General features: G+C 42.4%; 9 protein-coding genes and 1 pseudogene. 3 read left to right on the top strand and 7 right to left on the bottom strand.

The genetic code is table 11. The annotated features are described in order from the left end of the window. Window positions 1–6 precede the first annotated feature (6 nt). A complete protein-coding gene (locus LAY57_RS23925; protein ID WP_249069610.1) occupies window positions 7–2,220 on the top strand; it encodes a Piwi domain-containing protein in 2,214 nt (737 codons plus the stop codon). Window positions 2,221–2,324: 104 nt separating this feature from the next. Here the strand turns inward: LAY57_RS23925 and LAY57_RS23920 are convergent, their stop codons facing one another. From LAY57_RS23920 to cobJ, 5 genes are all read right to left on the bottom strand, one after another. Further along, complete coding sequence (locus tag LAY57_RS23920) at window positions 2,325–2,972, bottom strand: type I restriction endonuclease (RefSeq protein ID WP_249069609.1); 648 nt, start codon at window positions 2,970–2,972, stop codon at window positions 2,325–2,327. Between the two features lie 114 nt (window positions 2,973–3,086). After that, a complete protein-coding gene (locus tag LAY57_RS23915) occupies window positions 3,087–4,976 on the bottom strand; it encodes a sensor histidine kinase (protein ID WP_249069608.1) in 1,890 nt (629 codons plus the stop codon). A gap of 312 nt (window positions 4,977–5,288) precedes the next feature. After that, window positions 5,289–6,182, bottom strand: a complete 894-nt coding sequence (locus LAY57_RS23910; RefSeq protein WP_249069607.1) for a PhnD/SsuA/transferrin family substrate-binding protein — start codon at window positions 6,180–6,182, stop codon at window positions 5,289–5,291. Window positions 6,183–6,355: 173 nt separating this feature from the next. Continuing rightward, window positions 6,356–10,315, bottom strand: coding sequence for a PAS domain S-box protein (locus tag LAY57_RS23905; RefSeq protein ID WP_249069606.1), 3,960 nt, complete (start codon window positions 10,313–10,315; stop codon window positions 6,356–6,358). Between the two features lie 364 nt (window positions 10,316–10,679). Then, complete coding sequence (cobJ, locus tag LAY57_RS23900; protein ID WP_249069605.1) at window positions 10,680–12,605, bottom strand: precorrin-3B C(17)-methyltransferase; 1,926 nt, start codon at window positions 12,603–12,605, stop codon at window positions 10,680–10,682. Between the two features lie 347 nt (window positions 12,606–12,952). On the opposite strand from cobJ, the gene LAY57_RS23895 reads away from it, so the two are divergent. Together LAY57_RS23895 and LAY57_RS36610 are read left to right on the top strand one after the other, a co-directional pair. Continuing rightward, window positions 12,953–13,522, top strand: coding sequence for a Uma2 family endonuclease (locus LAY57_RS23895; RefSeq protein ID WP_249069604.1), 570 nt, complete (start codon window positions 12,953–12,955; stop codon window positions 13,520–13,522). 413 nt (window positions 13,523–13,935) lie between these two features. Next, window positions 13,936–14,070 (top strand): annotated as a pseudogene (locus tag LAY57_RS36610) (IS982 family transposase); the annotation flags it as partial. Window positions 14,071–14,196: 126 nt separating this feature from the next. Here the strand turns inward: LAY57_RS36610 and LAY57_RS23890 are convergent. Next, window positions 14,197–14,616, bottom strand: coding sequence for a TFIIB-type zinc ribbon-containing protein (locus LAY57_RS23890; RefSeq protein ID WP_249069603.1), 420 nt, complete (start codon window positions 14,614–14,616; stop codon window positions 14,197–14,199). Next, complete coding sequence (locus tag LAY57_RS23885; protein WP_249069602.1) at window positions 14,613–15,026, bottom strand: VanZ family protein; 414 nt, start codon at window positions 15,024–15,026, stop codon at window positions 14,613–14,615. The genes LAY57_RS23890 and LAY57_RS23885 overlap by 4 nt, the downstream gene beginning before the upstream one ends. Window positions 15,027–15,260: the final 234 nt, after the last annotated feature.

Below are 15,260 nucleotides of genomic sequence, written 5' to 3'. Positions count from 1 at the left end.
GAGGCCATGACTAATTTTCAAGCTACTCAAACTCCCACATTTTTGAGCGAGATTTTCCCGCTAGACATCTCACAGCCTAATTTCATGTGCTTCCGGCTGAGTCCTGAAATTGAACGGAAGGATGGCAACCGCTTGAGTTTTCATTTCAGTCGGGAATTAACCAGTATAGTTGTTATCTGGAATGACCCATATTTCTATGCTCTGGGAATGCCGAATATATCCTTGCCTTCCCTACAAGAGTGGAAAGATATACTAGCGGATGTTCAAGAAAAATTAAAGGGTTTTGGCGATCGCTACTACTCAGTCCAATTGGTGCGCCAGCGACACTTGACACCTTTTATCAAGGCGCAACTAGCTTTTCAGGTTTTGAGGAGAACTAAATTTGAAGAACCGCTAATTCTGTCTGATAATAAGGTTGAAGTTAGGCGAGAAATAGATTATTGGCCAGAAACTATCGAACTGCAAAATAGTTTACAGCCTGCTCTGGCTTTAACAGTTCATAGCAGTATACTCTATCGGAGCAATTTGGAAGATTTCTATGAAAATCATCCTTATCGGCAAAACTTTAAAACCCTTTTGAAAGGTCTAAAAGTTCGAGATATTGAATTTGATTGGAGTTACGGTACTATTAGTAATTTTCCGGGGAATGTGGGTGAACATAGAGAAAAACTAATCAAGAAAGCAAACCGTGAAAGCAGCAAAAAAGCTTTATTGAACGCTCCAGACGACCAAACTCTAGTTACCGTACAGTTCAGAAACAGAGAGCAACGTGACTATCCTATGGCCTTTCTTCGCCCCTGCGTTACATCTGAAACAGCTGACAGATTTGAAGTAGACTATGGAAAGTTGCTTAAGGGGACAAAGATTGGTTATAAAGAACGAACAGACCTCCTGGCTTCCTACAAACAAACGGCTGAAATGGCTCTAGATGCTTATGGATTTCAAATGGAGCGTAGTATCAACAGCCGTCAATATCCAGAATTATTTTGGCAACCGCTGAAGCCGCTTGATGAAACACCACTGGAGTTTGGAAAGAAATTCATTGGCAAAAGAGGAGATGTTCTCAAGGGACTCTCTGAACGCAACGGTGGTGTTTATAGCCGTCACAATGATTATCGCGATCCCTCAAGACCAATTCGCATTGCAGCTGTAAAGCTTTGCGATTTAAGTGTAAATTATTTTTTAGACGAAGTTATTAAACGTTTAAAAAGCTATGGTTTTAATAGTGAGATAGTTACCAGAAAAGCAGTAGTGGTTAACAATTTGATAGGGGCTGATGCTAGAGCAGAAGTAGAGAGATCGGTTGATGAATTAATGGAAATTCCGACTGACATTGTATTGACATTTTTACCTCAGAGCGATCGCAACACTGATAAGGACGACGGAGGCAGCCTGTATTATTGGGTTTACTCACGCTTGCTCCGCCGTCAGCTTGCTAGCCAAGTAATTTATGCCCATACATTGAGCAGTGTTGAACCCCGCCAAATACTCAATCAAGTGATTCCAGGAATTTTGGCGAAGTTAGGAAATTTGCCTTTCATTCTGGCTGAACCTTTAAAGATTGCTCACTATTTCATTGGTTTGGATGTTTCCAGAGAATCCAAGGAAAGGTTGCCCGGAACAGTTAATGCTTGTGCTAGTGTGCGACTTTATGATACCCAAGGGAAGTTTATTCGCTATCGTATCGAAGATGCTTTAATTGAAGGTGAAGAAATCCCTCAACGACTTCTAGAAACATTGCTTCCCGCTGGTGAAATGAGGGACAAAACTACCTTGATTTATCGGGATGGTTCTTTTTGTGGTCAAGAAGTCGAGCATTTAAGGAAATGGGCAAACGCAATTAAAGCTAAGTTTATTTTGGTGGAGTGTCGCAAGTCTTGTATTCCCCGACTATACAACCTGAATCATAAAATTGTCACAGCACCGGAAAAAGGCTTAGCGTTTCGTTTGTCCTCTCGTGAAGCAGTTGTAGTGACAACTAAGGTTTCTGAAAAGGTTGGGTTGGCTCGTCCCCTACGTTTGACAGTGCATGAGGATGGACATCAAGCATCAATTGAAGATGTTGTAGAAACCACTCTTAAACTGACGTTACTGCATCATGGATCGCTACAAACGCCTCGGTTGCCGATGCCACTTTATGGATCTGATCGCATGGCTTATTTGCGGTTAAACGGGATTTATCCGAGTATGTTGCAGGGCGATCGCCAATTTTGGCTATAAGCTCATCGTTCTATATTTGGCAGCATCCCAAAAGACTCACGGTTGCGATCGCCTTCCCGATCGTATTATACTTGTGGGTCAAGATCGATCGCCCATACCTATCCTTACTGTAGAACCAAACCAATAATTCGCTTCATCACCCGCATCACCCTGCATAGATTGTTGTTTTCATCAATAGATGGTGCTGTGAACTTATTTGATAAACCATACTGACGCACCTGTTTATTCAGCTTAATAAAAATATAGTCCTCACCATTTGTGATCATCCCAAAAGCTGGCATTTCTGAAGTGGGATTTGCCATCATATAACCTAAAGTTTGCGGAAGAGCCTGCAAAACGCTAAAACTAGAGCGTTTGGATTCGATTAACACCACCCAAAGTTTATTTCGCACGACCAAAGCATCAATAAACCCTTCTAATATGGGTTCCTCTTCGCCTCCCCCTTCAATTTCCACCTTCACATATTGCTCTCCCAGAACCTTAAAAGGCGGATCGCACAATCCCATTAATTCTAAAAGCGGAGACAGCATAATAATATTGACCGTGCCTTCTGTTATCGGTCCCTCTGCTGCATAATAGAGGTATCGATTTTTAAGCCGATTCAGTGATTGTTTTTCGCTCTCGCCGATCTCAGGAAGCTCCTCATACCATTCTGTGAAAAACTGGGGGTCAGTCGCCTCGCTGAGATTAAACTTGCTGCGAATGTCGTTCAGATTAGTAATCGCTTTGGTAATTCCAACAGTTTCAACCATAATTGATCGTGCTTTTTTCTTTTATTATATCTAAAATGGGTAGCAAGTATCTCTAGTTTAGCGATCGGGCCGTATTCCTCTCCCAATTCCCGAAGTTGTGCGATCGGGCCGAAACTACTTTTGTGTTTGGATCGGAAGTGCGATCGCAAACTCCGTTCCCTCTCCCGGTGCCGAAATAACCTCAATTTTACCCTTGTGTTTTTCAATGATATTGTAGCAAATAGACAGTCCTAAACCTGTTCCTTTACCAATTGGTTTTGTCGTAAAAAACGGATCGAACAATTTGTCTTTAATTGCTGAAGAAATCCCCGATCCATTATCGCTTATTCCCACACGAATATAGTTAAGATCTACTTTTTCTGTCCGAATTATAATCTGAGGCGAGAAGTTAAATTTTTCCTCTTGCCTAGATTTGTGTACTTCTTCTAGCGCATCGATCGCATTAGCGATAATATTCATAAATACCTGGTTTAGCTGAGCTGGATAACACTCTACCAAAGGCAAATCCCCATACTTTTTGATCACCTCAATGTCTCGCTTCAGACGACTATTGAGAATCAACAGCGTATTTTCAATTCCTTCATGGATATCCACTGGTTTCATATCAGCTTCATCAAGCCGCGAAAAATTACGCAAAGATAGAACAATTTGCCGTATCCGTTCAGTCCCCATCTTCATAGAAGACAGTATCTTCTGCAAATCTTCTGCGAGGAAGTCAAGATCGATATCTTCAATTTTGTCTTGTATTTCCGGGATTGGATTAGGGTAATGTTGCTGATACATATTTACCAACTCAAGCAGATCTTTTGCATAGATTTTAGTATATTCAATATTACCGTAAATGAAGTTTACTGGATTGTTAATTTCATGGGCAATTCCAGCAACCAATTGTCCCAAACTGGACATTTTTTCACTTTGAATTAGTTGAGATTGAGTTTCTTTGAGTTCAAGAACTGTTTGCTGAAGTTCCTGGGTGCGCTCCTCTACCCGTTGTTCCAATGTCTGACGAGCTTGTTCCAGTTCGTGAGTGTACTCTCCTACCCATTTTACCAGCTGATTGAGGGAGGTAGCTAACGATCCCACTTCATCTTCTGTCATGACGGGAACTATTAGTTGAAAATTTGATTGCTGGGTGACTTGCTGAGCTACTTGATTCACCCATTCTATAGGACGAGCAATCTGACGACTGGTATAAAACCCCAGCGCTGTGGCGACTGCTACTGACAGAAACATACTGCTAACAATAATTTGCAATCTCAATAACTCTGCTTGCTCAAGTTTGCTATTTGCTTGTAGCTGTTGAGTCTTAGCTGCTTCTTCGATCCGGCTTAAACTCTCCGAGAGGCGATCGAACTTAACGCTTACACCAGTGGCTGATTTACCTCTGAGAAAAGTCAATAATTTTTGCTGTGCTGCCTCAATTTCTTGTGGTTTCAAGTTAGACGGATCGATTTGTTGCCAGAGTAACTTAACTAACTGAGTGTATGATTCTGTATTCGTTTCGTAACCCTTCAATAAATCCTTTAAATCGGTGGAGTCTATTACTAAGTTACGGTGGTTGTTGTCTATAAAAAAAATAAATTTAGAGAGTGTTGTTTTAACCCGATTAACATCTCCAAAAAACTTGGCGCTTTCGTATTCAAACCAGATTGATTCTCCCAGTACCGTAACCAGTCGTTGGGGATGCGATCGCACTTCGCCTACAGCCTCTTTTAACTCACCCAGAAGATCTTGCTGCTGATCGGCAATGATTAGCTGTTCATAAGCCTGTTTTCTGTAGTAATCTCCAATAACCAGTCCCACAGTTGTTCCTAAAATTGCTATACCGATAGCTAAAGAATAGCCGTACCCAATCTTTTTGGCGACACTCAAGCGCGGGATAATGCGTTTTATCCAGCTTGAGTTAAATTTTGAGGTATTCCTTTGCTTCTCTGAATTAGATTTAGGCAGGACAAGGTAGCTTTTTAGACTCTCTGGGGAAAGTCTAGATTTATGAAATTGCATAGAAAAACCTTCCGATTGTTAAGCTTGCTCCACGCCAACTTGTAATTATCTGCCCTTTTTGAAACCCATCTGCTCGATCGGGTTTTTACCATTTAAAAAGGGTGGGTATTGTTGACGTAATAAATTAAGGCTTGATACTTAGAAAAGACCTACTTGTTTTTTCAGTAACATTCTATACGTAAATTAGTCTACACACTAATTTTACATATTCTTTTAATGCCTATCTACTCAATAGGTTAAGAAAAATTTAATTTTATTTTAAAATGAGTTAAAACAAAATTTAACTTTAAGTAAAAATTAGCGTTTTAGTCTCTACTGAATGAAACTGCCTTGTCCAATTGCTTTATAGACCTCCCGCACCATATTGTAATCCGAATCATTCGCGGGAACTAGCTTAGATCCTTTGTACTTTCCTTCCTCGACGGACAAAAGACTTTGGAGCAGTTTCTCCTGATTTTTAACCATGAGCGAGCTAATTTGTTGAACCAAACCAGAATCAAGTTTGCTGCTGGCAACAAAGAGATCGTCAGGGAGGAGTGGCCCTTTTGCGATCGCGGGAAACGCACTTTCAGATAAACCTTCATCTTGGAGAAATTTCTCGTATTTCACAGCAGATCCTCCCCAAGCATCAACTTCACCTTTTTTTAACGCTGATAGTCCGTCACTTCCCAACGTGAGGATTTTTAGATCCGATTTAGGATCTAATCCAGCATCAATTAAAAGTTTTGTAGGCCCAAGATAACCACTTGTTGAGCCTACTTTCCACATTGCCAATTTTTTACCTTTTAACTCTGCTACCGACGCGATTTTGCTGTTTCCAGAAACACAGATAACGGTGCGGTAATTTGGTCGTGTGATGCCCATAATAGGAACAGCATTTGTCCTGGCACGCATGACCACGTATTCAGAGGGCCCGGTGAGAACTAAGTCCAACCGATCTAACTGCAAAGCTGCTGCTGCTGCTGTGTAACTTTCGACGGGGACAAACTCAATTTTCTGCTGCAATACCTCCTCTAGTGCCGTCCGCAATGCTCCATAATCCCGCTGTAAGTCTTCCAGTTTTTGAACATCTGTTACTGTAAATCGTAGCTTTTCAGGCAAACTTTTTGTAACTGAATTGGAAGAGCTACCATTGGGATTGCTAGTTGCTGCTGTACAACCTGCTATTAATAATAGGGAATTCCATAGAAAATGACGCCGTTTCATATTATTTTAGTGAGCGTTATAAAGTTAATACCAAAATTTTATAGTATTTTTATTAAGGTAAAGTTAAAAACAGGTTACAGGAAATTTAAACTTAGTGAGCAGATAAAGAATTGGTTTCTGTATATTCAACTATACAAAAACAATGCTACCAAGCTTGATGCTTGCATTCATAACTAACGTTGCTGCTGAATCGGAATCTGAATGACAAACTCCGCACCCTGTCCTGGCGCTGAAATACACGCCAATTGGCCCTTATGCTTATCTATAATCTGGTAGCTAATGGACATTCCCAAACCCGTACCCGAACCTACTGGTTTAGTTGTAAAAAATGGATCGAAAATCCGTTGCCGTACTTCTTCTGTCATTCCTGGGCCATTATCGGCAATCCGAACGATCGCGCGATCGCTCTCATTAATCTCTGTACGAATGCGAATCTCCGGGTTTTGGATTTTAGATTTCTCTTCTGCCCCGCTGCCCCGCTGCCCCGCTGCCTCTTCCAGAGCATCGATCGCATTATTCAAGATATTCATAAACACCTGATTTAGCTGTCCGGCGTAGCACTCCACTAGCGGTAGGTTGCCGTATTCTTTAATGATTTGAATGTCTGGACGATTCGTTTTTGCTTTGAGACGATTTTTCAAAATCAGCAGAGTGCTATCAATCCCTTCGTGAATGTCCACCTTTTTCGTCTCGGATTCATCCAGTCGCGAGAAGTTTCGCAAGGATAAAACAATCTCACGGATGCGATCGGCCCCTATCTTCATCGAATCAATGATTTTTGGCAAGTCTTCCTTGATGAAATCCAAGTCAATTGCTTCAGCTTCTTGTTGAATTTGTTTGACGGGATTTGGATAGTTTTCTTGGTAGAGATAAAGTAGCTTCAGCAAGTCTTCCGCATACTCTTTAGCAGGGGTAATATTGCCATAAATAAAGTTAACGGGATTGTTAATTTCGTGAGCGACACCAGCAACCAATTGACCCAAACTGGACATTTTTTCGCTTTGCACGAGGTGAGCTTGAGTTTGTTGAAGTTCGCGCAGAGTTTGTTCTAGCTTAGTCGCTTGCTCTTGGGCTTTCACAGCAGCAATGCGAGTTTGTTTGTAGAGTTCGGCTTGATCGATCGCGATCGCCAATTGATCGGCAACTGCTTGTAGCAGTTCCACTTCAGCATCGCGCCAAGGTCGAGAACCGCTAGAGTGACTGCAACTAACTATACCAATTTCGCCGGATTTTGTATGTATTGGCAGTGCCAATAAAGCCGTGTAGCTTAAGCTAAAAAATAATCTTCGCTCTACTGGATCGGTCAAAGCTCTAGCATTGTCCACACGAGTTATTTCCTTATTAAAAACCTTAATTGCCAATAAGCCAAGCGCTGTCACAGGAACCGAGTGACCTAACAAACTGGGGAATGCTAAATTCCTAGCTTCCTGAACAAATTCCCAGCTACCGGAAGGATGAATCAATTTTTCTTCTTCACTTTTTCCTTCTTCCGGTCGATACCAAATGAACACGCAGCGATCGATCTGCAACATATTCCGAATCTCTTGCACAGCTGTTTCCAGAATTGTGTTGATGTCCAAAGAACTGCGAATTTGACTGGCAAGTCGGTTGAGCAGTGCTTCTCTAGTCGCCAATTCTCGGTATTTTGCTTCACTTTGCCGTAATTCAGACTCAGCACGCTTTTGTTCGGTAATATCTTTTGTAATCGTAGCTATAGCTATCGGCTGACTTGTTTTAGAGTCTTTGATACTGAAGACATTGGCATAAATTGGTATGCTGTTGCCCGTCTTAAAGTGCCTAAAGCGGAACTCTCCTTGCCAGCGTCCCTCTGCCATCACAACTGGTAGAATTTCCTCTCTAAACTCTGCTAAATCTTCTGGCATAAAATAGTCAAATAGCGTACTTTGCTTGAGTTCTTCCATCCCCTCAATCCCTACCATATTTTGACCGGCCTCGTTGAGAAAGATAGGATGCCCGTCAAGCGTGGCCATGCCAATAAAGTCAGAGCAACTTTCTATAACGGCTATTAATTTTTGTTGTTCTTCTTCTGCTCGCTTGCGATCGGTGATATCGAAGCGAATCGCCAAGTATTGCAAAGGTTTTCCTCCCTCACCTAACAAGGGAACAATGGTGGTATTAACCCAGTATAAACTCCCATCTTTAGCTTTATTCCTAATTTCTCCTTTCCAAATTTTCCCGCTTTTAATAGTTGACCACAGGTTTTGGATAAATTCTTGGGAATGATAGCTAGAATTGATAATTCGATGGTCTTGTCCAACTATTTCTTCTCTGGAATATTTAGATAATTCGCAGAATTTATCGTTGACGTAGGTGATTTTTCCTTGGCGGTTAGTGATAGCGACAATAGCAGCTTGATCCAAAGCTGATTTGAGGTCGGATGAGTTCTTAAGAGATTTTTTGAGTTCCTCCTCCGCTTGTTTGCGATCGCTGATGTCTTGAATTACTGCAATTTCATATTTCGGCTCTCCAGCTAGAGAACGTACAACCGACACAGTGAGATTTACCCAAACAATTCTGCCTAACGGAGTCAGGTAACGTTTCTCCATTGAGTAAGTTGGAATTTCACCTGCGATTAGCGATCGAAACTGCGTCAAGTCGGCCATATCATCTGGATGGGTAATATCCTCAAATGAGAGCTTCAGCAATTCCGCTTCGGTGTAACCAACAATGTCGCAAAACCTTTGGTTCACTTTGATAAATTCACCGTTTAGTCCCCAATGGCAGATGCCGATCGCAGCCTGCTCAAATGTGATGCGGAATTGCTCCTCACTTTCCCGCAATGTTTCCTCGACTCGTTTGCGATCGGTGATATCGGTAGAAATGGAGCATATTGCATAAGGGACGCCGCTACTGTTGTAAAGAGGAAATTTGACAGAAATATACGTATGCAGTCCGTCATCTTGAAGAACAACTTCCTCACTTTCTAACGGAGTTCCAGCCGCGAGTACCTTAAGATCGTTTGCCCGCAATTTATCAGCTATTTCATAAGGAAAAATATCGTATTGAGTCTTGCCTTTGATTTCCTCACGGTCAATGTGAAATAGAGTTTCAAACCGACGGTTGATCAGATTGTATCGACTTTGAGTATCCTTCACAAAGATAACTGCTGGAGAATTATCCATAATTGCCATAAGCTGCTGTTGGCTCTCTCGCAGCGCTTGTTCGGCTCTCACTTTGTCGCTGATGTCAACAAATAAACCTATGCAGCCAGTCACAACTCCATTGCCATCAAACAACGGTGCTGTCCAGAGGCTGATATCAATTGGCGAACCGTCTTTTCTTTGTCTGCGTAATTCCAAACCAGTCTGTTCTTCGCCCTGCAATTCAGTCTGAACTATAGTGCGGAACTCCTCCTGTTGCTCAGGAGGAATAATGGGGAGAGGCTTGCCCAAAACTTCAGTTTCGCTCCAGCCAAAAAGCCTCTCTGCCGCTGGATTCCACATCGTTACATTTCCATCGTTATTGATAGTAGCAATAGCTAATGGCGAAGCTGCGATTAACGTTTGCAAAGTTTGGTTGGTGGTTCGCAATTCTTCAATAGCTTGTTTGCGTTGCGCTTCGCTTGCTCTTAATTCTTGAGATGTCCGCTCTTTTTGGGCAATCTCGTTCTGCAATTGCTCGATCGCTTGGCTTAATTGGGCGGTACGCTCCTGGACTCTGCTTTCCATCTCATCATAAGCTTTTCGCAGCGCCTCTTCTGCCAGTTTGCGTTCGCCGATCTCAACTTCCAATTGTGCGGGACTCGGTAACGCCAGTGCCTGGGGAATTATTGACACCAGTCGTATCGATGTATACCCGGAAAGTACAGCAGTAAAGGCTTTCAGAACGCCGGATAGCCAGTAGTCGGGGTGCCAAAGCGTCCACACTTCCATAATGTGGGTTGTGCCGCAAAAAATTATGAACGCGCTAAATAACAAGAATATGCCTGAATATGGCAAATCCCGTCGCTTTTGGACAAAGTAGAAAAGCACGATCGGGATGGAGTAATATGCTAACGCGATCGCACTATCCGACGCGATGTGCAGCCACACCAATCCTGGCTTCCAAAGGTAGCAATGGCCATGTGGAATAAATGGCCCTTGAGCAAAAAAGCTTCGCAAAAATTCCGGCATCGATTCACCTATGTATTATTACTTAGTAGGAGTCTCTGTAAGGTTTATAATAAGATTTAATACTACTTAAAAAATGCTGAGTAATTTTATAGTTAATAAAAATTTAAGCAAAATGTTATTAATTTATATTAATTAATTTAACTTTATATTACATTAGTTACAATCTGGTAAAATTACAACTGTATTTATGCTGAAACTAAAAGTATTAATTTTAATAATAAAGCGGTTATAATTACATACTTATTTCATGATAATACCTTCGCCATTTCTTTGTAGGTTTAGCCCTTGTGAAGCGAAACCCAACGCATTTGTTTGGTTTCGTACCTCAACCCAACCTACAAAGCTAATGACTAATGACCAATGACTACTGACTAATGACTTTGCTTATTTTGTAACCGCGTGGAGTAATCATCCATTCGGCGTGGGTGCGAGTATTGGAATTACCAATTATAACAGTTGTCAGCATATCGATGCACTCTTCCAGCATTTTATCCAGTTTAGTGAGAGTTATCTGCTCATCTTGGCGATAGGCATCTCTGACAAGTGCAACTGGTGTATTAGGATCGCGGTATTGCAAGAAAATAGCTTGCGCGATCGCAATTTGTTCGGTTCTGGTTTTCGATTTTGGATTATACAAAGCCGTGACAAAATCTGCCATCGCCGCCGCGCGTAGTCTGCGCTCAATTACTTCCCAAGGTGTGAGCAAATCGCTTAAACTAATTGCACAGAAGTCGTGCATCAAAGGCGCACCCACGCGAGATGCAGCGGATTGCAATGCAGTAATGCCAGGAAACACTTGCACCCCAGGAATTTTACCATCCCAACCTTGTGCTTGTAGTTCCTCCATTACTAAACCAGCCATTCCGTAGATGCCGCAATCTCCAGAAGAGACAACCGCTACAGTTAATCCCCAATTCGCAAGTTCGATCGCACGTTTTGCTCTTTGCACTTCCTGAGTAATCGGTAAAGCTTCGACAATTTGACCGGGACGCAACAGAGGAGAAATCAAATCGATATAGAGAGAATAACCGATCGCAACATCTGCTTGGTTAACCGCAGTTTGCGCTGCTGGCGTCATCTGATTTAATTGTCCTGGGCCAGTCCCAATTAGGAATAATTTACCGCTGCGATCGGTATATTCTTTTTCCGCTAGGGCAATAGCTATTGTGACTGCACCCATGCGATTTGGAATTTTAGATTGGGGATTTTGGATTGGTTTTCCTTCAGAATCAAAGCAGAAAATATGTTTGGGAATTAAAAGACGATCGTTTTCTGCCGCACATAAAGCAGCAGCTTCGGCTACGCTGGGAGTACCTACTTCTGCTTCTACCACCGCTGAAGGATTGGGAACGGTAACGGAACGCAGCACTTCGGGTAAAAAAGTGCGTAAAGGCCATTTGTTTTCTTGACAAATTTCCACTAATCCCACTTCATCGGCTTTAATATCAATCGTAGCAATACCTGCGATCGCACCCAAAGCCAAATGATTCGCCAGAAAAACTTGTTCGATCGATTTTTCTATTAGTTGTTTCGGCGTTCCTCGTTCGCATCCTATCCCTACCCACAATACTCTGGGATGCCATTGCACTTTTGGCAAATCCGATTCTGGTGCGAATTGTCGCTGCGTAAAACTAATCCAAATTCTAGCTTTTGACGAGATAGATTCCTCTTTAGTTGTAGCGCTATATTCTGGAAATCCAAAATGAAATGGATGTTCTTCGGGAAGATGAGATTGCCACAAAATAGAACCGACTTCTTGAATTACTTGTACTGGTTCGCCTCTGGAGATTGCAGCAGCTACTTTCGTCCAATCTCCGTCACCTTTATGCCAACCAAAAGGAACCCCTAAAATATCTACGGCGGGTAATCCCAATCCGGCAGAAGCACCTGTGATCACTGGTGTGACGTTGAGTTGGAGTGCGATCGCATTTGCCAGTTTATCAGCGCCGCCTTGGTGTCCGCTACACAAGCTGATGACAAATTTACCCGCTTCATCAATAACTACCACGGCGGGATCGCGAGATTTATTCTCCAGCAGAGGTGCAATCAACCGCACAACCGCACCAGTCGCCAAACAGAACATAAAACCCCGGTTTTCCTGCCATATATTAGTCAAATGATCTTTCAGGGAACCGTTGTAAACCTGCGTGCCCTCTATTCCCGTTAGGGATTCTGGCACCCAGAGGGTTGCACCAACCGACTGAGTGAGAGGCAATAGGCGTTTAGCTGCGGTGGGGGTGGTTGCGATCGCAGCTAGCGGCTGATATTCTTCAAAAAGTAACTTACTCAAGGTACAACTACAACTTAGCGACTTGCATAGAGTAGCTTAACCTACCGATACCAAATCCGCTTTGATATCTGGTTGTATAACCGCACCAGTATGGCGTTCTCAAGCAAGGAGTAGAATGATATCATGTCCTTACGCATCGGTTACCTAAAAAATTCTGGTCATTATTCTTATCTGCGTTCCGGAGCGTTCATCTGTCTACCCTACGGTCAGGCGAAGCGCCTACATCTGCGGTAAAAATGTAACCAACGATGACAACAGACAATTTGACGATATCACTCATGTACTAACGATGCCACCGGACTTGATATGATATATTTTTTATGGCTATTCAGGCTAGGTGTAAAATTATGAGTGCTTTAACATTAAACCTAGACACCGTTCACCTGACAGACGAACAGTTCTACGAGATCTGTCAAAATAACCGCGAGTTTAAATTTGAACGTACTGCCAAAGGAGAATTAATTATTATGTCACCCGTGGGAGGAGAAAGCGGCAATCGAGAAGCCGACTTAATTATCGATTTGGGAATCTGGAATCGGCAAACGCGACTCGGTTTTACCTTCAGTTCCTCAACTATATTTAAGTTGCCCAATAGTGCCGATCGTTCTCCAGATGCCGCTTGGATTCGCAGGGAACGTTGGGAAGCACTCACTCCCGAACAAAGGCGCAAATTTCCCCCGATCGCACCCGATTTTATCATAGAATTAAGGTCAGCAACAGACGATTTAGAAATGTTGCGTGACAAAATGCGGGAATATATGGATGCAGGAGTGCAATTGGGATGGTTGATTAATCCCCAACAGCAACAAGTAGAAATTTATCGCCAAGGACAAGATGTGGAAGTGCGAAATCTTCCCACAGAATTATCGGGTGAAAATGTATTACCTGGATTTAACTTGAGTCTATCCCTTTATTAAAAGTATTCACCATTAGAAATGGGGTTTCTGGGTCTAGAGGAATTATCATGGTGTGCCGAGAACATTTTTGTAGGGACACGGCGTAATTAAAATTTTGGATGAGAGACATGATTTTCTGATGCCGTGTCCCTACAGCATAATTGACTCGCAAGAAACCAAATTTATGTTTTTTGGCAATATATTTCTATCAGTTTTATCTCGCTTATCCAGCAACCTTTTGAAGGTGTTTTCCTCCCCCACTTTCCTTTACCCACGTGAGTTCGATGGAGGGCTCGAGCGACAAACAAGCGACTTTTGGGCTGGCTCGAGCCACAAACAAGCGACTTTTGGGACTGGCTCGAGCCACAAACAAGCGACTTTTGGGACTGGCTCGAGCCAGCCCAAAAGTTGCATTCACGTCACATATAAAACTATTGTTGTTACCAGAAGTAGTGGGTCAAAGCCGACCAAAAACGCGCTTGACTTTGAGCGAAATTATGACAATTCTCATCGGATTTCATGGTTCACGCTACCGAACATTTAAAGACTTTTACCGATTACAAGTAATGCCCTAAATCCAAACTACATAACATAGTAGCTGGAACAAAGCAAGCAAAATTTCCGAACAGTTTATTTAGTTGAGCGATATTTTATGAATTTGGCGATCGCAGCTTTCCCCCATCTTTGTTTACTGGTCAACTTTCCATTCCGTATTCCTGTAAAATTTCGGAAAAATATTGTTCTGCCGCCGCTTCTTTAGCTGTCTCAGAACTAAACTCACTCCTGATTTTAGCCAATTCCCCACTGTCTAACCAAAAACCTCCACACTTAGGACATTCATCAACTAAAACCTGTCTTTTAACGCTAAAAAAGTGGCGCATCATCACAACATTTATGCACCTGGGACAACGCCGCTTTTTAGCTTCATCGACCTTTATTTGTTCATTTTTGGGAATTTCCAGAAGAATTTCCCCAGCTGACTCGTGTGGTTCGTCAACCTTTTGAAGTTCAAATCTGTCAAACCAAACTCCGCCGCAACCACCTTCACAACCATCAACCGTTATACTTCCAGCAACTATCTGGGTTAACTGATTTTCACAAGCAGGACATTTCATAGTTTTTCCTCACCTAGTGACTTTTTCAATTTTACTCGTTCTGCTAATAAATAAAAGATCGCGATGCCCACCCAGTCAGCCGCTAGATCGTAAAAACTAGCACTTCGGTTAGGTGAAAGTGTCTGGAGCAGCTCATCAGCTATGCAACAAATTGCCACTAGAAGTGGAGCCAGCGGTATTGAAATAGACCAGACAGAAATTTTTCGTTTGCTTAGGGCTAGATGACCGAAGAAAGCAGCCATACCTAACAATATAAAATGCCCGATCGTATCGTAATAAGGGATGGTAGAGGATTTAACGGGGAGAACTTTCAAGTATGCTGAGATAGATATTGTGATTAAAACAGCAAAGTAGAACCAAAAAGCAAAAATCCAGCCTTTCTTTGAGGATTTTAACCAGGAAAAGTTCATATTTGTTGAGTCTGCTGATAAGTTACCTACAGCTACAAAGACAAATGAGATGATTCCTGAAATTCTGGCTGTTTCGGAGTTGTAATGTTTTTGTTCATAATCAGAACATTTTTATTTCTTTTCCCCTCTTACCCCCTCCCCTCTGCCCCTCTTACCCCCTCCCCTCTGTCCCTCTGTCCCTCTTACCCCTGCCCCTCTGCCATAGCATAGTAAGCATCGAAGAGCCGAATTTTC

Source organism: Argonema antarcticum A004/B2 (genome assembly GCF_023333585.1).
Lineage (GTDB): Bacteria > Cyanobacteriota > Cyanobacteriia > Cyanobacteriales > Aerosakkonemataceae > Argonema > Argonema antarcticum.
Note: the sequence above shows the minus strand (reverse complement) of the source record. Positions and strands in the feature narration are given on the sequence as shown.

Bases quoted from the DNA above. Each gene is read 5' to 3' on its own strand.
- LAY57_RS23920 (WP_249069609.1), bottom strand. From the start codon at position 2,972: ATGGTTGAAACTGTTGGAATTACCAAAGCGATTACTAATCTGAACGAC.
- LAY57_RS23885 (WP_249069602.1), bottom strand. From the start codon at position 15,026: ATGAACTTTTCCTGGTTAAAATCCTCAAAGAAAGGCTGGATTTTTGCT.
- LAY57_RS23905 (WP_249069606.1), bottom strand. From the start codon at position 10,315: ATGCCGGAATTTTTGCGAAGCTTTTTTGCTCAAGGGCCATTTATTCCA.
- LAY57_RS23895 (WP_249069604.1), top strand. From the start codon at position 12,953: ATGAGTGCTTTAACATTAAACCTAGACACCGTTCACCTGACAGACGAA.
- LAY57_RS23910 (WP_249069607.1), bottom strand. From the start codon at position 6,182: ATGAAACGGCGTCATTTTCTATGGAATTCCCTATTATTAATAGCAGGT.
- LAY57_RS23925 (WP_249069610.1), top strand. From the start codon at position 7: ATGACTAATTTTCAAGCTACTCAAACTCCCACATTTTTGAGCGAGATT.
- LAY57_RS23890 (WP_249069603.1), bottom strand. From the start codon at position 14,616: ATGAAATGTCCTGCTTGTGAAAATCAGTTAACCCAGATAGTTGCTGGA.
- LAY57_RS23915 (WP_249069608.1), bottom strand. From the start codon at position 4,976: ATGCAATTTCATAAATCTAGACTTTCCCCAGAGAGTCTAAAAAGCTAC.